At 44.8% G+C, this 19,058-nt stretch carries 13 protein-coding genes; 7 read left to right on the top strand and 6 right to left on the bottom strand.

Annotated elements, in window-relative coordinates:
- Positions 1–19: 19 nt before the first annotated feature.
- Both J8Z23_RS00370 and J8Z23_RS00365 read right to left on the bottom strand, forming a co-directional pair.
- The gene (locus J8Z23_RS00370) at positions 20–799 is read right to left on the bottom strand and encodes a class I SAM-dependent methyltransferase (RefSeq protein WP_434634400.1); all 780 of its coding nucleotides are present in this window, start codon (positions 797–799) and stop codon (positions 20–22) included.
- Positions 800–889: 90 nt separating this feature from the next.
- Positions 890–4,015, bottom strand: coding sequence for an EAL domain-containing protein (locus J8Z23_RS00365; protein WP_176318911.1), 3,126 nt, complete (start codon positions 4,013–4,015; stop codon positions 890–892).
- 113 nt (positions 4,016–4,128) lie between these two features.
- On the opposite strand from J8Z23_RS00365, the gene asnC reads away from it, so the two are divergent.
- The gene (gene asnC / locus J8Z23_RS00360) at positions 4,129–4,593 is read left to right on the top strand and encodes a transcriptional regulator AsnC (RefSeq protein ID WP_005394393.1); all 465 of its coding nucleotides are present in this window, start codon (positions 4,129–4,131) and stop codon (positions 4,591–4,593) included.
- Between the two features lie 74 nt (positions 4,594–4,667).
- Here the strand turns inward: asnC and prlC are convergent, their stop codons facing one another.
- The gene (gene prlC / locus J8Z23_RS00355) at positions 4,668–6,710 is read right to left on the bottom strand and encodes an oligopeptidase A (RefSeq protein WP_256955800.1); all 2,043 of its coding nucleotides are present in this window, start codon (positions 6,708–6,710) and stop codon (positions 4,668–4,670) included.
- A gap of 395 nt (positions 6,711–7,105) precedes the next feature.
- On the opposite strand from prlC, the gene J8Z23_RS00350 reads away from it, so the two are divergent.
- From J8Z23_RS00350 to J8Z23_RS00325, 6 genes are all read left to right on the top strand, one after another.
- The gene (locus J8Z23_RS00350) at positions 7,106–7,945 is read left to right on the top strand and encodes a 23S rRNA (adenine(2030)-N(6))-methyltransferase RlmJ (RefSeq protein WP_243326896.1); all 840 of its coding nucleotides are present in this window, start codon (positions 7,106–7,108) and stop codon (positions 7,943–7,945) included.
- Positions 7,946–8,203: 258 nt separating this feature from the next.
- Positions 8,204–9,562, top strand: coding sequence for a glutathione-disulfide reductase (gorA, locus tag J8Z23_RS00345; protein WP_042522575.1), 1,359 nt, complete (start codon positions 8,204–8,206; stop codon positions 9,560–9,562).
- A 97-nt stretch (positions 9,563–9,659) separates the two neighbouring features.
- On the top strand, positions 9,660–10,985 hold the full coding sequence (locus J8Z23_RS00340; RefSeq protein ID WP_042522573.1) for a tyrosine-type recombinase/integrase: 1,326 nt from the start codon (positions 9,660–9,662) through the stop codon (positions 10,983–10,985).
- A complete protein-coding gene (locus J8Z23_RS00335; protein ID WP_042522572.1) occupies positions 10,978–12,723 on the top strand; it encodes a hypothetical protein in 1,746 nt (581 codons plus the stop codon). The genes J8Z23_RS00340 and J8Z23_RS00335 overlap by 8 nt, the downstream gene beginning before the upstream one ends.
- A complete protein-coding gene (locus tag J8Z23_RS00330; protein ID WP_042522571.1) occupies positions 12,723–14,768 on the top strand; it encodes a hypothetical protein in 2,046 nt (681 codons plus the stop codon). The genes J8Z23_RS00335 and J8Z23_RS00330 overlap by 1 nt, the downstream gene beginning before the upstream one ends.
- A complete protein-coding gene (locus J8Z23_RS00325; RefSeq protein WP_042522570.1) occupies positions 14,765–15,247 on the top strand; it encodes a hypothetical protein in 483 nt (160 codons plus the stop codon). Before J8Z23_RS00330 ends, J8Z23_RS00325 begins: the two co-directional genes overlap by 4 nt.
- Positions 15,248–15,270: 23 nt before the next feature.
- Here the strand turns inward: J8Z23_RS00325 and J8Z23_RS00320 are convergent, their stop codons facing one another.
- The 3 genes from J8Z23_RS00320 to J8Z23_RS00310 form a co-directional block, all read right to left on the bottom strand.
- The gene (locus J8Z23_RS00320; RefSeq protein WP_052484247.1) at positions 15,271–16,194 is read right to left on the bottom strand and encodes a hypothetical protein; all 924 of its coding nucleotides are present in this window, start codon (positions 16,192–16,194) and stop codon (positions 15,271–15,273) included.
- Positions 16,194–17,795, bottom strand: coding sequence for a dGTP triphosphohydrolase (gene dgt, locus J8Z23_RS00315; protein ID WP_042522569.1), 1,602 nt, complete (start codon positions 17,793–17,795; stop codon positions 16,194–16,196). The genes J8Z23_RS00320 and dgt overlap by 1 nt, the downstream gene beginning before the upstream one ends.
- A gap of 348 nt (positions 17,796–18,143) precedes the next feature.
- Positions 18,144–19,049, bottom strand: coding sequence for a LysR family transcriptional regulator (locus J8Z23_RS00310; protein ID WP_434634392.1), 906 nt, complete (start codon positions 19,047–19,049; stop codon positions 18,144–18,146).
- Positions 19,050–19,058 lie beyond the last annotated feature (9 nt).

Raw genomic sequence — 19,058 nt, 5'->3', positions numbered from 1 at the left:
AAGTTGAGCGGTCAGGAAGTTATGCCATTGAGGCTTTAACATAGACATCAAAGCGATTTTTTTTGGTTTCAATCGCCATAGTCGGCTTTTGCTCGCTCAGCCAGTTTGCATAGTCTGGGCGCTTCACCACCACGCGTTTTGTGGCTAACGCCATGGCAGGATCTAGCAAACCATCGGCGTCCAAATCGGCGCCAACCAACGATTGGAAAACGCGCATCTCTTTTTTTACGAGCGCCGATTTCTTCTTGTTTTCTGGGTGCGGATACATAGGGTCGAGATACACTACATCTGGCTGAACAAAGTCTTCATCTTGTGCCAGCTGTTCCAATGCATCATGACTGGAGGCATGGATCAGCGACATACGCTCTGATACCCAAGTTCCAATTTCAGGGTCTTGTTTCGCACGCGCTAAGCCGTCATCCAGCAACGCTGCGACTACCGGGTGTCGCTCCACCATCTGTACCTTACAGCCGAGCGAAGCCAAAACGAATGCGTCACGTCCCAGCCCCGCCGTGCCGTCTAGAACGGTTGGCGTTGCCCCTTTGTTCAAACCTGCAGCTTTTGCGATGGCTTGGCCCTTACCACCACCAAATTTTCGGCGATGTCCCACTGCGCCACCAATTAAATCGACAAAAATAGCGCCCAACTTTGGCTCATCCACTTTACGCAGCTCTAAACGCTCGGTGGTCAGCACCAAAGCAAAATCGCTCTCGTCAGTGTGAGAAAGCTGCCAGCGCGCAGCCAGTTCATCCAGATGAGGTTGTTGAGACGGGTCTTCACAGATCAATTGCAGTTGCAAAAGGAGGCTCCAATAAAAAATCGCGGTAACTGGCGCTGAGTGTATACCTAAGTTACCTCTCAATGCTAGGTTGAGCTTGATATGACAAGACTACTCAGCCGTCAGTCGCTCAACTAACTCAGAAAGCGGTTGAGGATGCCCAATACCGTAGCCTTGGCCATAATCCACACCAAGATCGATCAAATGCTGCATGACTTGTTCGTTTTCGACAAACTCCGCCACCGTCACTTTGCCTAGCTGTTTTGCCAGATCATTGATCGAGCGAACCATCACACGGTCCATTTCATTTACGTTGATATCTCGCACGAAAAGACCATCAATTTTCACGATATCAACGGGAAGTTTCTTTAAGTAACCAAATGAAGACAAGCCCGAACCAAAGTCATCCAATGCAATCATGCAACCCAGCGCTTTGAGCTTGGTGAAGAGCTCAATGGCTTGCTCAAGATTACTCATCGCAGCTGTCTCGGTGATTTCTAGACAGATTTTTTCACACGGCATGGACGAACGTTCCAACCGCTCCAATAAGAAATCGATAAACTCTTGATTCCCCATAGATTGACCTGAAAGGTTTATCGAACAACGACCGAGTTTTTCAACCACCTCCGGGCGTTGCTCAAACCATTCTAGCGTTTGAGTAATGACCTGTTTATCAATCCAATGCGCAATGTTGTAGCGCTCGGAGGCAGGAATAAACAATGCAGGAGAAACATAATCACCATATCCATTGCGAATGCGCACTAAAATCTCAAAATACATCTGAGCATCGTGCTTTTGTAAGCTTTTGATAGGTTGAGCAAATAGCTCTAAACGCTGATTCGACAATGCCTCATGCACCAAATTGACGCTCTGCATTTCCATCTGGCGACGTTGTAGCTCTTCGTTATCTAAGCTGAACAGATTGTAGCGGTTACGGCCTTGCTCCTTGGCGGCATGACACGCAGAGTCCGCTTGAGCGTGCACCATTTGCGGCGTCTCTGCCGTATGATCGATGATACGAATACCAATAGAACAACTGATGAACAAGCGTGTATCTTCCCAAATAAAGAGATGTTCACTCAACGTCGAGATGATCAGTTTAGCGATATTAATCGCGCCGTATTCGTCGCAATCTTTGAGTAGTACCGCAAACTCATCGCCTCCCATTCGAGCCAAGATGGAATTGTATGGCAGCACTTCCTCTAACATGCTGGCGCAAAATTGAATCGCCGCGTCACCCGCATCATGCCCAACCGTATCATTGAGGACTTTTAGCTGATCTAAGTCGAGGTACAGCATGGCGTGGACGCGACGATGGCTGTCCACCTCACGCAGTGCGGTCTTGAGCTCTAGCTCAAAGTGGTTTCGGTTATAAGTCCCTGTCAGTAAGTCATAGCGCGCTTGATATTCCAACTTCTCGGAAAGCTGTTTGGTTTCTGTAATATCTTCACCTACAATCAATAGCTGATCAGATTCACTCAGTGGACGAATGTTCTCGCGTACCCAAACACGATGACCGTTTGCATGGCGATACTCGACTTCCCGTCGCCAGACCCCATGCACCTGTTGATTGGGTTGCAATAGCACTTGGCGAGGAAACAGTACCTTGTCATCAAAATAAAACTCCCTTAGGCGGTGTCCGAGCATGTCCATCGGTTTGTAGCCTAGGAGTAGCTGAGCAAATCGATTCACTTCTTGAATGCGATTGTTGCTGTCGAGCGTCACCATCATGACTGGCTGTTGCTCATAATAGTTACGCAGGGTTGATTCGCGTTGATAGAGCTTATCTTCCATCAACTTACGACTAGTGATATCGCGCGCTTCAAACAAGTATTGCTTTTGATTTCCTACTTGCTGAGAAAAAGGCTTGAGTGAAATTTCCAACACCAATGTACCGTGCTCTTTACTCCAAATTTCAGCCTCAAACGTCGACACTTGATGGTGAGGCGCGTGGAAATACGCCTCAAGCAACGCTTGCGCTTTATCACTCCAATTGGGATGAAACCAAAGTGGTCGGTCTAAACGCAGCCCTTGGTGATACAGCAAAGATTGCAGGTGATCGTTGCCCGATTTAAGTACACCGTTGGCATCCAAAATGCCCATATACTGCATGCTCTGATCAAAAATCGATTCTAAGATGGCTTGGCTTTCTCGCGCGGCACTCTCGCTGCGACGCATCCGCTGTAAATAGTAACCCATCAACAAAATGACCACCGACATCACAACAAACAGGCTACCAAACAAGCGAATTTCTTTGGCAAAACGCTCAGAAAACTTCATCGGTTTATTAAAAAATACCGCAGAGACCTCTTGCTCAGCACCCAACCCCCAGCGCACTACAGCTTGATAATCGAGCTTGATTTCAGAATCACTTTTCTTCACGGCTGGCAGAGATTGGTCAGGGTTATCCAATACAAACTCAAGTATCTCAGCGCTCTCAATGCCATGCCGATAACCACTCTGGATCACGCCACCAACCGCACCGTGCCCTAAGCCAATGTCGTGCACCATAAACAGCGGCGCATTTGAGGCTCTGTTAACGCCAATCCAGTCACGTTCACTGCCAACCACACCCTGTTTATCTCGGTAATAAGTCCAAAACAGGACGACTTTATCTTTATTCAGCTTCGCCACTTGTTGCTTTAAGTCAATGATACTGTCGGGAATAACTTGCACAATTTTGTCGCGATATTGCGGATGTTCATGTACAAAATCGTCGATTTGATAGCGTAATACCTCTCCCGTTACGGAATGGTCACTGACAATAAGAATTTGGGTGTAATCAGGGTGTAGTCGCTCTATGAGGGCTAAATTTGCCTCCAAGTCGACATCTTCTGTTACTCCTGTTGCGTTCAGAGATTGGTGCAAAGAAGGATGATAATTGTTGATGCCGTTAAATATAACCGGGGTGTCTTTGATGATTGGCGCCAAACGCTGCATCAGTTCAAGCGCGTTGTTATCACTCACTAAAATGGCATCGAATCGTTCTTTGCTTAATTTCGTACGATATAAGGATTCAAGCTGAGCGAAAAACTGCTCACTCTGGTTACGTTTCGAGTCTAAATAGAGCACACGCATATCCAGCGATCGATCACCCAATTGCTGCTCGATACCTCGCTGTATGGAATCCGTCCAGAAAAAACCTTGATGATAGGAGTGCACGACCAAAACTTTCGGATCTGAGGCCGCGGCAAACGCGCTCCAACATAGCGCGACAATAACCAGAAAACGCTGCACATTATCTCCATAGCTCGGAGTTAACCCGCAGTTACTCCTGCCAAACCTTGTGAATCCTATCCGCTATGAGTATAAAAGGGAGGTAAAACTCTATCCCTAACGGAAATAATAGTATGAATGCGAGCCTGCCGAAACTCGACGACCTTGACCGCGCAATATTAAAAACACTGATGGCTGACGCCAGAACGCCCTACGCAGAAATGGCAAAGCAGTTCGATGTCAGCCCTGCCACTATCCATGTGCGTATTGAGAAGATGAAATCGGCTGACATCATCGAAGGAACGGAGGTGATCGTAAATACCAAAAAGCTCGGCTACGATGTGTGCTGCTTCATTGGTATTAACCTAAACGCAGCTCGTGATTACCATTCCGCGCTAGAAAAACTCAACGCGCTCGACGAAGTCGTTGAAGCTTACTACACCACGGGCGCGTATAACATATTCGTCAAATTGATGTGCAAATCGATTGAAGAACTGCAATTTGTGCTGATTGATAAGCTGCAAGCCATTGATGAGGTTCAGTCTACGGAGACATTAATATCGCTGCAGAACCCAATTAACCGCAGTGTGAATCCGTGAATTTTTTATAAAAAATGGACAAAAAAGGCCAACCGAATGGTTGGCCTTAGTATTTTTGGAAAGACAGCGTGCGCTTACGCTGCAATACCAGAATGGCGCAATAGCGCATCAATTTGTGGTTCACGACCACGGAAGCGCTTAAACAGCTCCATTGGCTCTTCACTGCCACCCATTTCTAGGATGTTATTCAGGAAGCTTTGACCCGTTTCTTTGTTGAAGATACCTTCTTCTTCAAAGCGAGAATACGCGTCTGACGACAGCACTTCAGCCCACAGATAGCTGTAGTAACCCGCGCTGTAACCACCAGCGAAGATGTGACCAAAGCTGTGCGAGAAGCGCGCCCACTCAACAGCTGGAACCACCGCAACTTTCTCTTTCACTTTCGCCAGCGTTTCTAAAACGCGTGCACCCACTTCTGGGTCGTATTCGGTGTGCAGAGTAAAGTCGAACAAACCGAATTCTAGCTGACGCAAAATACCCATCGCCGACTGGAAGTTTTTCGCCGCGAGCATCTTATCTAGCATCGCTTTTGGCAACGGCTCGCCTGTCTCATAGTGACCAGAAATGAACGCCAGTGCGTCTTCTTCCCAACACCAGTTTTCCAGGAACTGACTTGGCAATTCAACCGCATCCCAAGGTACGCCATTAATGCCTGATACCGCGCCAGTTTCTACTTGCGTCAGCATGTGGTGGATTCCATGACCAAACTCATGGAATAGCGTCACAACTTCATCGTGCGTGAACAGTGCTGGCTTGTCGCCCACTGGACGGTTGAAGTTACACGTTAGGTACGCCACCGGCGTTTGCAGTTCACCAGAGAGCGTAATACGACGACCACGACAATCGTCCATCCACGCGCCGCCACGTTTGTGTTCACGTGCATAGAGATCTAGGTAGAAACTGCCACGGAGTGTGCCTTCAGCATCAAAGATATCGAAATAGCGCACGGACTCATGCCAAGTGTCTACGCCTTCGCGCTCTTTTACTGTCATACCAAACACGCGGTTTAGCACTTCAAACAGACCGCTCACGACTTTTGATTCTGGGAAGTATGGGCGCAGTTCTTCATCCGAAATTTGGAACAGGTGCTGCTTTTGTTTCTCGCTGTAGTAAGCGATATCCCAAACGTTCAGCTCTTCAACACCAAACTCACTTTTCGCAAACTGACGTAACTCTTCGACTTCACGTTCACCTTGCGGTTTCGCTCGTGTCGCTAGGTCATTCAGGAAGCCCAGCACTTGATCCGGCGTTTCAGCCATCTTTGTTGCTAACGACTTTTCACTGTAAGTATTGAAACCCAACATGCGTGAAATTTCGTGACGCAGTCTCAGTTGCTCAGTAATGATTTCTGAGTTGTCCCACTTACCAGCATTTGGACCGCGATCAGAGGCGCGTGTTACATACGCTTCGTACACTTCTTTACGCAACTCTTGGTTGTCGCAGTACGTCATGACAGGTAGGTAAGATGGGATATCCAGCGTAATGAGGTAACCATCTAACTCTTTTGCTTCTGCCGCGGCTTTCGCTGCTGCCAGCGCCGATTCTGGCATGCCAGCAAGGTCTTTCTCATCCGTGATGTGCTTGGTCCAACCCATGGTGGCATCCAGTACATTGTTAGAGAATTTAGAGCTGAGCTCAGACATGCGCTTGCTGATTTCGCCGTAACGGTGCTGCTCATCGGATGGTAAACCAATACCCGATAGCTCAAAGTCTCGTAACGCATCGGTGATGGTTTTTTGTTGAGCGCGAGTCAGCGTTGCGAATGCATCACTGGCTTTAATCGCTTTGTACGCTTCGTACAGGCCTTTGTGCTGACCAACCCAAGTGCCGTACTCTGACAAAATTGGCAAACAACTTTCGTACGCCTCACGCAGATCTTCGCTGTTCACCACGGAGTTCATGTGACCCACTGGCGACCAAATGCGGCTTAAGCGGTCATCCGCTTCTTCAATTGGCGCAATCACACTGTCCCAAGTTGGGTGAGCATTATCTTTTAGAACTTCATCGATTTTCGCTCGGCAGTCAGCAATCGCTTGTTCAACAGCAGGCTTGATGTGTTCTGGTTTAATTTGAGAAAACGGAGGTAAGTCCGTAAACGTCAGAAGAGGATTAGACATGAATAATTCCTTTTGTGTTTTGACTCTGTGATTGCCTGTCTATTTTGTGTAGATAGGCCAACTCAATGTACAGACGAGCCAGCAACATGGATTGGGGGAGCTCCGTTCCCTTTCTCTATGCTGCGATGACCATATAGTCAACGAGCGCTACTCTGTCCTTGAGTCTTGTTATACCTAAATGAGATTTCACACTCTTTGAGCACGAGAAACTCACCTAGTTCAATTCGATTACCAATAGTAAGTGTGGGTGACTTAAAGAAATTTCAATAGTGAGCCCCTATTAGAGGAACGGATTTGATTGGAAGTTCTACATCTTTAAGTTACTTGAGTATAATACCGCCATAGAGTGAAAATCACAGACCACACTCAACCAAAGAGTGTTTCGAGAGTTTAATTTGTTAAGTTACCGCCACAGCTTCCACGCCGGCAACCATGCCGACGTGGTCAAACACATCGTTCAAAGCCTCATTCTTGATGCGCTGAAACAAAAAGATAAGCCATTCGTTTATCACGATACCCACTCGGGTGTGGGCCGTTACGATCTGACTCACGAATGGTCTGAAAAAACGGGCGAATACAAACAAGGCATCGCGCGTATTTGGGACAACCCAAACATTACTGAAGACATCAAAAGCTACATCGATGCCATCAAAGTGCTCAACAACGGCGAGAAGCTGCGTTACTACCCAGGCTCACCACGTGTAGCGCGCGCGCAAATCCGCCCACAAGATCGCATGGTGCTGACGGAGCTGCACCCAGCCGATCACCCGTTGTTAGAGCAAGAATTCCATCGCGATCGCCAAGTGAGTATCTTCAAAGAGGACGGGTTCCAGCGTCTAAAAGCAAGCTTACCGCCACAAGAGCGTCGTGGTTTGGTGCTGATTGACCCACCATACGAACTCGCGAAAGAGTACCGCGATGTGGTGCGCGCGATTCATCAGAGCCATAAGCGTTGGGCAACCGGTATCTACGCGATTTGGTACCCAGTGGTAAACCGTCACGACATCGAAGATATGATCGAAGGCTTGGAAGCACTCGGTATTCGTAAAATTCTGCAAATCGAGTTAGGTGTCGCACCCGATACCAACGAGCGCGGCATGACGGCATCAGGCATGATTGTGATTAACCCACCGTGGAAACTGGAAAGCCAGATGAAAGAAATTCTGCCATTCCTGCAAGACGCGATCGCGCCAGCAACTGGCCACTGGAAAGTGGACTGGATTGTGCCAGAGTAAGCTCATCTGCACCGAAACCTTCTAGCGCAACGACATGCTCGTTGCGCTTTTTATGCTCTCACCTTCTCCCTCCAGTCGCGCTTATTCTTCTTTTTGTGCCTCTCATCGCTATTTGTCATAAGTATTGTCGCTTTTTCCCATTTAGGAATTAGTCGAATTAGATTTATGATAGTGGGATAACGGTGGCATTGAGTTCGGGCAAGGTCATCCCAATCTATCTATGTACCAGATAAAATTTATAAGCTCTTGGAGAAAGTAATGGCGACTCATTTTGACTATATCTGTATCGGTGGCGGCAGTGGCGGCATCGCATCTGCAAACCGTGCGGCGATGTACGGCGCGAAAGTTGCGCTAATCGAAGCTCAAGACCTTGGTGGCACCTGTGTCAACGTAGGTTGTGTACCGAAAAAAGTGATGTGGCATGGCGCGCAAATCGCAGAAGCAATGAACCTGTACGCAGAAGATTACGGTTTTGATGTCGACGTGAAAGGTTTCGACTGGAGCAAACTGGTTGAGAGCCGTCAGGCATACATTGGTCGTATTCACCAATCTTACGATCGCGTTCTTGGCAACAACAAAGTAAACGTGATTAAAGGCTTTGCTAAGTTTGTTGACGAAAAAACTGTCGAAGTAAACGGTGAACATTACACAGCAGATCACATCCTGATCGCGGTTGGTGGTCGTCCTACTATTCCAAACATTCCAGGCGCTGAATACGGCATCGATTCAAACGGCTTCTTCGACCTAGCAGAGCAACCAAAACGCGTTGCGGTTGTGGGCGCTGGCTACATCGCAGTTGAAATTGCTGGCGTACTGCACGCGCTAGGTACAGAAACGCACCTGTTCGTACGTAAAGAGTCACCACTGCGTAGCTTCGATCCAATGATCATCGATACGTTGGTTGAAGTGATGGACGCAGAAGGTCCAAAGCTGCACACCCACTCTGTACCAAAAGAAGTGGTAAAAGAAGCCGATGGCAGCCTAACTCTGCACCTAGAAAACGGTGAGAGCCAAAACGTTGACCAACTGATTTGGGCAATCGGCCGTCACCCAGCGACAGACGCAATCAACCTAGCGTCAACCGGCGTGGCAACGAACGAAAAAGGCTACATCAAGGTAGACGAATACCAAGAAACCAACGTGAAAGGCATCTACTGTGTGGGTGACATCATGGAAGGCGGTATCGAGCTAACACCAGTAGCAGTGAAAGCGGGTCGTCAACTTTCTGAACGTTTGTTCAACAATAAACCAAACGCGAAGATGGACTACGATTTAGTTCCAACTGTGGTATTTAGCCACCCACCAATCGGCACTATCGGTCTTACAACGCAAGAAGCGGAAGAGAAGTACGGCAAAGACAACATCAAAGTCTACACATCTGGCTTTACTGCGATGTACACCGCCGTTACTAAGCACCGTCAACCATGTAAGATGAAGCTTGTATGTGCGGGTGAAGAAGAAACGGTTGTTGGTCTACACGGCATCGGTTTCACGGTAGATGAAATGATCCAAGGCTTCGGCGTAGCAATGAAGATGGGCGCAACCAAAGCAGACTTCGACTCTGTTGTGGCTATCCACCCAACGGGCTCAGAAGAGTTCGTTACCATGAGGGGTTAGTGTAGGAAAAGCATCTTACACACGTAAATAAATCTGGAAAATAATCAATCACTGTCCATACTGTATACATGGACAGTGATATTTTTCAGGATGATTTATGACATACCTTGTACACTCCAGCGATGTTTTCAAAGAGACTGAGCTACAAAAACTGGATGATGGTACATTCCATTGCCTCCCCTCCAATGACAATATCGGTTCGCTGCCAACCCTCTTTTCGCAAGATGGTGTATTCAATCACGAAGCCAACAGCTACCTGTTTTATCTCAAGGCCGTAAAGAAGGCAGAAGACCTATCTCCCTGCGCACAGGCACTGCGTGCCTATTACCAATTTCTTGAGGACAAGGGACTACGCTGGGATAAATTCCCGCCAGTCAAACGGCTCAAACCAACTTACCTGTACCGCTCTCACCTGCTCAAGCAAATAAAGCAAGGCGAGCTTGCACACAGCACTGCCAGTGTTCGTATGAACCAAATCGTCAATTACTATAAGTGGCTAATGCATGATGGTTATCTACGCGTAAAAAATGAGAAGGAAGCCCCATTCAAAATGGAGTTTGTCTCTGTTCAGAACAGTGGGATGCTTGCCCACATATCCTCAACTTTCATTGTTGAGACCAGTGATTTACGCATAAAGGTTCCGAGGGATGCAGATAGTAAAAACATCAGGCCACTATCCCCATTAAGCCGTGATGCCCTTGGTATTTTAACTCAACACCTTCCACAAACGTCTGAAGAGTTGCGCTTACAAGCCTTGCTTGCGATTGATACAGGTATGCGGGTTGAAGAAGTAGCAACCCTAACACTAGATGCGTTAGATACTGCAACTCCACTTGCTGAGAGCCAACATCGCTTTGAAATTCTGTTATGCCCCCGCTCTACAGGCGTACAAACCAAGTTCCTAAAAACTCGGACTGTCGAGATTTCATCAGACTTGCTCCAATCATTGAATGAGTATCGAATTTCAGAACGCCGCCTGAAGCGTGTTACTAGGCTCAACGAGAAAATAGAACAATTAGACAGCGATGCTCCCCCCTTCACCCAGAAGACCATTGAAATACTGGAGCGCTGTGATCGTCATGAACCACTTTTTGTTAGTCAGCAAGGCAACCCTGCTACGGGGAAATCCATTGAAGCTAGGTGGATTGAGTTCAGGGCAGAAATAAAACAGGCAGAGCCATCCTTTACCCATCGCTTCCATGATTTACGCGCCACCTATGGCACCTATCGCCTCAGTGACTTGCTAGAGGCTGGATTGCCCGTTGTCGACTGTATGGATCTTCTGATGGGCTGGATGGGGCATAAAGATGAAAGTACGACTTGGAAGTATTTACGCTTTCTAAAACGCAAAGAGGCGTTCAAAGTGAAGTTTGGCATCCTCGATTCCATTATGCACGATGTGCTAGCAGGTCAGGATGACTGAGCTAACCTATTTATCTGGATGGAGGCGTGACCTCTGTATCAAGCTTGATGCTAGGGACAATCTTTCAGCAGACTTTAACCGATTTTTATTCAATGGCTTACCATCAAGTAAAGAGTTACAACAAAGCAACCAATTCAAGTTTGCAGATCGTGAAGCGTTCGTTGTTCAGTTAAAAGACAGTTTTAGTGAAAAAATAGATGAAGGAGTTAGTCACGACTCACTATATGGCATTTATGTTGAAGCCTCTCAATACCTACGGTGGTGCGATAAAGAAAGCGAGCCAGCATTTACCCAAAGCTCATTAGAGGGGTATATGGAACACTTACAAACCAGAGTAATGCTAGGCGAACTCAAAAGTAGCACGTATAAGAATAGACGAGCTAATATGGTCACCCTATTTTCTCGATATCTTGATCTACCACACTATTACTTTAATAACGTGGTTATCATGGATAATAGCGATAGCGAATCTTATGAATCCTACACTCAAAGTGATTTAAAACAACTGCTTCCATTTCTAAGACGCCTTTTCAATCAAACCTATTCACAATTTATCAAAAATCCTGAAACGCATATTCAAGCCTATAAAAATACACCTACCATGATCTTTGAATGGCAAGGTAGAGAGTATAAACTTTGCGGTGGCATAACGAAGATGATGTGTGCAGCCACCTACCTACTCGCTTATTACACTTACGCTAACACCACTGATTTATTTAGGTTAAAGCAGCCTAATAACGCTTCAATATCAACAGGGGAAACATGGTATACCATGCCCGCTTTTAAACGTCGTGCATTTAAAACTATTCAAGTTGAGATAGGTGAGCACGAGTTAGAAATACCCAAGTATGCTATGAACTTTTTCGACAAACTACTCAATGCTTCAAGAATAATTAGCACAAATGAAGAAGCGACTCTTCTTCAAACCATTGCCTCTCGAAAGGTGCAAAAGTTACAGACTTCAAGGCTTCAGTCTTTTTTGAAAAGGTGGGTAGAAAAACATTTTTCCTTAACAGATCAAATGGGAAGACGCTTACGCCCTAGCATAAGCCGCTTCCGTGAAACAGGCTCTCAACTAACCTCATATCATCAAAGTGAAATGGTTAATAACCTCATGCTTAACAACACGCCCAACACCCGCAAGCGTCACTATAGCGAGGGAAATAAGCTGGCAAATAACGGCATGATGCAAGATACGATGTCAATTCGGGAGGAGCAGGTCAAGAGCGAGGTCAGCACCCAGCAGGCTAAGAAAAACCTCAGAATTGAGGTACTGGTTATCGAGGAAGAAAACAAGATTAACCTTCCCAATTTAAGCCGAACTTCTAATGGCGGTAGCTGCGCTTCCCCATTCGGTGAAAAGTCCCAAAAGTACACCAAGAAAGCCCAAACACATGGACTTGCCAAGGAGGGAGAACGATTAGCCTGTGCAGACCTATTGGGGTGCTTTGGCTGTCCTGACCAAGTGATTGTACAGTCAGTCTCAGATATCTGGTGTCTGCTCTCATTCAAGTCCTGTGTTGAGGAATCACTATTCCTTCATTTGGATGTCAGCCATTACAAACAAAACTTTGAAAACATCATACTGTTTATAAATCAAAAAATACTTCCAAACATAAATAAACAAATATTGAGAAAGTCAGAGACCAAACTCGATGATGATGGCCTGCACCCCGCTTGGGATGACAGCGAGTCAGTTTTAAGCTTAATTCCAAAATCACCAGCCGAGGTAGGATAATGGATACATCTAAACTCTATTTACCTGACTTTCCACAACAGCATAAGGTTAAGGATGTAGATGTGGTTACGCTCTACCATGAGAGAAGATATGAAGAGCTAGATGCCGTCGTCATCTGCAAGGATAAAGACGGAAACGTTACCGCCACCTTTGGACAAAATAATTGGGATTGCTTACCTTTCTCTCGAAAGAAAGATAAGAACAATCTAAATACAGAGGAATTTAAATGTGCACCTAAGTTACAACGAGAACTGAAGCTTCTGAGTTTTGGTTGGCTATTTAATAAAAGTCCTAAACAGAAAAAATCTGTAAAGTTCTCAAGTGTTCGCACTCGACTAAATAATATAAAGGTGGTTTATAGTTTCTTGATGGAGAGTAACTATAGCTCGTTGAAAGATCTTGGTTCGCCTGTTGTGTGGACTAAGTTTGAACACTTCTTGCAAAATCGTAACTATGCCCAAGGAACCATCGAGTCTACTTTTGTGGCAATAAATACAGCCATAAATGATGAGTCATGGCACAAGCTTGAGCTTGGCCTAAATCCAATAAAATCAAGCACTGAAGCAAGACGGATAAGTTTCAATGAAGCACAACAAACTCTTGTTATACCTGAACGTATATGTGATGCCATTTATGGAAAAGCTATAGAACTGGTCAATGGTGCTCACCCATATAGACAATTAATTTTGAATACTGAGAAGTCTCTACAGCATAACTATGATGAAGGAGTGCGCAATCTTGAAGAAAAAATCAAGCAAGGGAACCGTTACTCATTCATGAATGAGGACGGTAGCATTGACGAGAGAAAATACACTTCCGCAATTCAAGAGTGCCAACCACATAAAGTTAAAGACCTCATCGCTCCATTAGCCGCTAAAGTACCAAGTATTAGACTAAACAATGGAACGGACTTTAAACGCTACTGGGGTCAAATAACCAATGCTTGCTATATCGTTTGTGGAGGTTTTAGCGGTATGCGAGACTCCGAACTCGATAAATTAACGCCTAAAAGTTATTACAAGGATACCTTTGAAGGACGTGATTTCCATATGCTCCAATCTCACACTTTTAAGTTAGGCAATAAGCGAGAAACATGGGTCACAGCTTCATCTTCCAAAACTGCAATAGAGTTAATGACCACATTAACTGAAGAATGGCGCAAAGAAATCACTTACCCAGATAAAAAATACAAAGACTCGATTTGGGTAAATAAATCATACCGCTCCAAGCCCCCCACATTGATTACAGGATGGAATCACCGACTACAGCGTTTTTGCAATCAATTCAATTTCATTGTAACTGAAGAGGATTTCGCAGAATGCCTTGAGTCAAACCCTCGCTCATTAAACCGTGTAAAAAAAGACGTAACGGTTGGAAATCCTTGGCACATGACAACTCATCAGTTTAGGCGCACTTTAGCCTTTTACTGCATTAAGAACCGCCTAGGGACATTAGTAGCGCTCAAACAACAGTTCAAGCACTTATACCTCGCGATGACCGAGTGGTACACCAATGGTGGGAGGCTGGCGAGCCTACGGGATCTAAAAGTTGACGAGCAAGTGCAAAAAGCACTCGATGAAATAAATGCAGAAACCACCGCAAATAAAATCTTTAAACAATGGCACTCAGATGAAATGTTATCAGGCACTCATGGCAAAGCGATCATGAAAATGCGAGGGGAAGTACCGACCATTTATAGCTCATGGGATGTTATCTATAAAGCCGTAAAGGATGGTAAGTTGACACTACATGGCTCAATGCACAGCTATTGCAAATCTGGTTATGACTGCGACATGGACGGAGTGGTCACTCCCCAATTCTGTGTGGACTGTGGCTCTGGTAGTAGCATCATTGACGAACAACAGGCTAAATGGTGGCAAAAAAAGCACCGTAGTCTAGTTGCCTACATGGAATCTGGCGAAGATATTTCGGTAAGTGAACATAGCCACTATGTCACTCAAGTAAGAGCCGCAGAGAAAGTCATGGCTGACTTTGATATGCCCTTTACCCCATTTGAACCTGATTTGAAGGTAGCTAGTTTATGAATAAGAGCGAAAATACACTACTAGCATTAGAGGCTGCCCTAGAACGTATTAAACAAGGCAAGCCTAAACGCATTCCCGCTCACCGTAAACTTAGTGTAAGAGCTGTCGAGGAAGAAGCAAACTTAGGTAATGGTAGCGGTTATTACTACCCTGAATTTGTTGAAAAGGTTAAACAAACCAAGGCTGAAATTGCGGCAGGCAAAGGTGAAGTAGTCCGACCTGAGATCCAGACTGTGCGCACCAAACTCAAAGAGCAAAAGCGTATCAAGGATAACTACAAGGCCAAGTATGAGGCAGAACGAGAAAAATCAGCCCTGTTTGCGGCGGCACAGCATCACCTGAACGATAAGTTGGTTCAGGCATTAGCTCGTGTGGATGAGTTGGAGTATGAAACTTCTGAGCTTCGGGGAGAGCTTGTTAGGTTAAAAAGAAACCAAGTAGTACTAATCAAGTCGCCCTCCCGTAGCCCACTGAAGTGAGCGAAAGATGCTCCCAGTTTGGCTTATCTGTGGTACTTAAAGTTTAAGTTCAATTGTTCTTCGTCAGAGATGTTTATTGCATTCTTTTTTCTGTATTGCGTATTAAGCCTGTTAACAAATCTTGGCATGTGATCATCTTGTTCTACACCATGGAAAGAAAAATCCAATGGAAGAGGCAGCTGTCCGACCAGATTTACTTTCATTTTAGAACTTGCAGATGAGGCTTTTACCTCATCTCTAAGCACTCTCAACTTACTTAAACTTAAAAAAACTTTATGATAAGAATTCATTTCATAGGCAACAATATCTTGGTCGGCATACTTTCCTAAATAGTACTCCAGAACTTCTAACGCATTGGATTTAAGCTCTTTTGCCCCTTTACTATAAATAGCCCTTGTTAATCTCACCATTGACCCTAACTCATTTGGGGATTCTTTTAATACAATATCAAGGGTTCCATTGTTTAGATCATCAAGGTAGCCATGCTGGCAAATAAGCGATTGATTTCTAATATCAAACAAAGCCGAATCCCAACTAAGAAAAGTAGTTTGCAAAAGACTTGTTACATCTCGGTATGTTACTAGGTTATTTTTAATTGCCCAAGTATCTCGAGCACACCAGATATCAATGTCCCATGCACCTTGCTTTATTCGAAATCCTCCAAATTTATTCTCAGTAACAGAACTCTTCGGCAACACCGAAATAGCTTTCTTCAATACAGGTCTACTGGTTTCAACAACTAAATCAACATCAGATGAGAAATCACGCACACCAAAAAGACCAATATCTCGCACTAAACCGCCAAATGCATATACATCAAAGCGGTTGTTCTTAGTCAAGATATCAACAAAGTCATAAACATCAGCTCTACATTGAGTTGAGCTGTTAAAGAAGCGATTAACTCGCTTCTTTAATGCTTGTTTGTGCGGTGCCGCGTGAGTTTTCATTAACCGGAAAAGTTCCTGTGGAGTTCCTTCAATTCATCATGCAAATCAATCAAGTAGCTATCTGTCATGCCAGAAATAGCATCTGTTAATAACTGTGCTTCTTTGTATTCATTAGGTAAACCATTACTTTCATCTTCAAAAACTCGTCGGTAGTTTTCTGAAATACGACCATAAGCATACTTACCAAATGGTGTATTCGAATCTTTAGGGTGCCCTGAATCTAATTTACCGTGAATGCCTACCCATAGCATATCCATCAGTCCTTGAATATAGCCATGTCCTTCTAGCTCTAATTTTAGGACAGATTTATTCTTATACCCCCACTTAAGATCGAAATCTTTCAGCGCATCGCATAACTCGCTGGCAATACTCAATGACATTAAATCTTTCTGAGGGTTTTCATTTGAACAAAGGTCGTCAAATTTATCTACAAAGGCTTGAGTTGTATGTTTGACAAGGTTGCCGATAGCAAAAACCCTGAACATTTGCATGCTCATATCATTAAGCTCTGCAGGGGTTAGCCCTAACGAAGGATTTGAGAAACTATTGTGCTTGTCCTTACTAGCAATAATCGTTTCTTGTATAATCTCAAACTTAGGCTTTAGTTCATGAACTAGAGTGTCAACTTCATCTTCACTCAAGCCACTATTATCTTTCTTGATTCTAGCTTTTGCGCAGTCGTCAGATATGTAATAGGTAAGGTGATTAATTAAGTCGTGATAAGAAGCAAGACCTTTCTTGATAATATCTTCCGCATCTAAAACAGAATAGGCAATATCGTCACATGCCTCCATAACATATGTGAGCGGGTGCCTAACCCCTTCTTTTAAACCAGTTTCTTCCCAGACGTCCTTGATGATATCTGTTTCAGAGTAAAAGTAGCCATGCTTTTTCCAAGTTGATTTTTTTGGACAAGCGCCCTGACTCTCTTCTTCACTCCAAGCAGCTATAGCCTCTTTTTTATCAGCAACATACTTCGAAGATTGAGGGTATTTCAGCATCGCGGCTAACATCCCATAAGTTAAGTTAATACCAAACTTATCATTGAGAATTTGAAGCTGAGTCAAGAGACGGATAGTTTGCGAGTTCCCATCAAATTGAATGAAGTCATTATACTCATTCGGTATCTTACCTTCCTCTTGAGGGAAAATTTCTAAAGATTTATTTTTAAACCAATCTTGAATTGCACTCTCGCCTTGATGACCAAAAGGAGGGTTCCCTAAGTCATGAGCCAACCCAATACCAGCTAACAAAGACGGAAGAACTCTGGTAAGACTCCACTGTCGCTCACTACTATCATCATCGAACAGCTCAGCATGCTCATAAGCCAGTTGCGTACCAATACTTCTAGCTAAGTTTGCAACTTCATGGGAATGCGTTAGACGAGTTCGAACACTATCGTTTTGTTCTAGAGGGAACACCTGTGTTTTATCGGACAAGCGACGAGTAGGAGCCAAAAACAAGATACGATCGTAATCTCGTTCAACTTCTTCTCGGGAGTTTTTCACTCCTAACAACCCCCACATATCAGTACCAAAGGTTTTATTCCCTTCTGACTTATCTTTTCTGCGACCATTGTGAAAAAGCTTGTTCCAACTCATGCTAACTCCTTAAAATCTAATTGGAGGTATTATATAGCGAGCTTTAGGTTGTAGACAAAGGCTATCAGCTTGAGACCTCCTCGTAGTCACACACTATCTGCTTTTTGTATGGTTTTTCTGAAAAATGATATAATCGAAGTCAATAGTTTAGGAAAAATCGGGGCACATTTCGTTTTTCCTGGAAAAGGCTCATAAACCTTATGAAACAAAACTTTCCAGATTTATTTCAGAAACTACCTGTGTTGGTAGATTGCAACGATGCGTTAATTGCGCGCTAATCGCATTGCTGATTTCAGCGAATCATTTGAAAAGGTCACCTTAGGGTGACCTTTTTTTGTTAGCCCATGCTTAACTCGCATTCTCCAATAACGTGCGAATAAACTCGGCTTTGATAGCACTCTCCTGCTTACCGTCATGAATCAGACATAAGTCTGCACGCAGTGATTCTTTCAGCTTGATAAAACGAATCCCATGCCAATGATGCTGAGAAAACGTCGACGGCACCAACGTCACGGTATTGCTGTTTGCCACATACGCCATCAAGGTGCTTGGCTCCACCACTTGTTTGCCAATATGGGGTGAAAAGCCTTCTTGCAGACAGGCATTGATGATGAAGTTTGCCGAGGCAGAATTCGCCAAACTCATAAACGCAAACTCACACGTCTTTAAATCTTGGAGCCGCAGCAAAGATTTGCTGGCTAACTCATGTTGCTCCGACACCGCCACCACAAACACATCTTTGCCCAAAGACACCGACTGATACGGATAAATGTTGAGTGCATCGGCAAAACGTACAATGCCCACGTCGATTTTCTTCTCACTCAGATGCTTCTTTTGCGTCTCTGGGTTAAGGTCAAAAATGTCGGCGTGATAAGTGCTATGCTCAGCATGGAAGCGCTGTAACAAACGATCAAATCCACCCCAAAATGCGCTACTTACCACACCGATTCGCAGGATATTTCTCTGGTTCAACCCCACTTGCTGCACTTGATTGAGCGAGACATCCAAGGTCTGAAAAATCAGTTGGCATTTGGACTCCAACAATCGCCCGGCCTCCGTTAGCATGACGTTTCTTGAATCACGCTCAAACAGTTTGACGTTAAGTACCTCTTCAAACTCTTTGATGCGATTGCTCAACGGCGAATTGGTGATATTGAGGTTCTCGGCCGCCTTAGTGAAATGCTTGGTTTGTGCGACCTCGTAAAAGTAACGCAGCATCTTCAGCGTCACGCGCTCAAATGGTTCTGACTTCATGCATTAGGT

The organism is Vibrio sp. SCSIO 43086 (assembly GCF_051132235.1).
Taxonomy (GTDB): domain Bacteria; phylum Pseudomonadota; class Gammaproteobacteria; order Enterobacterales; family Vibrionaceae; genus Vibrio; species Vibrio diabolicus.
This window is presented reverse-complemented; position numbering and strand designations above follow the sequence as displayed.

Bases quoted from the DNA above. Each gene is read 5' to 3' on its own strand.
- J8Z23_RS00335 (WP_042522572.1), top strand. From the start codon at position 10,978: ATGACTGAGCTAACCTATTTATCTGGATGGAGGCGTGACCTCTGTATC.
- asnC (WP_005394393.1), top strand. From the start codon at position 4,129: ATGAATGCGAGCCTGCCGAAACTCGACGACCTTGACCGCGCAATATTA.
- gorA (WP_042522575.1), top strand. From the start codon at position 8,204: ATGGCGACTCATTTTGACTATATCTGTATCGGTGGCGGCAGTGGCGGC.
- J8Z23_RS00310 (WP_434634392.1), bottom strand. From the start codon at position 19,049: ATGAAGTCAGAACCATTTGAGCGCGTGACGCTGAAGATGCTGCGTTAC.
- J8Z23_RS00330 (WP_042522571.1), top strand. From the start codon at position 12,723: ATGGATACATCTAAACTCTATTTACCTGACTTTCCACAACAGCATAAG.
- J8Z23_RS00325 (WP_042522570.1), top strand. From the start codon at position 14,765: ATGAATAAGAGCGAAAATACACTACTAGCATTAGAGGCTGCCCTAGAA.
- dgt (WP_042522569.1), bottom strand. From the start codon at position 17,795: ATGAGTTGGAACAAGCTTTTTCACAATGGTCGCAGAAAAGATAAGTCA.
- J8Z23_RS00320 (WP_052484247.1), bottom strand. From the start codon at position 16,194: ATGAAAACTCACGCGGCACCGCACAAACAAGCATTAAAGAAGCGAGTT.
- prlC (WP_256955800.1), bottom strand. From the start codon at position 6,710: ATGTCTAATCCTCTTCTGACGTTTACGGACTTACCTCCGTTTTCTCAA.
- J8Z23_RS00340 (WP_042522573.1), top strand. From the start codon at position 9,660: ATGACATACCTTGTACACTCCAGCGATGTTTTCAAAGAGACTGAGCTA.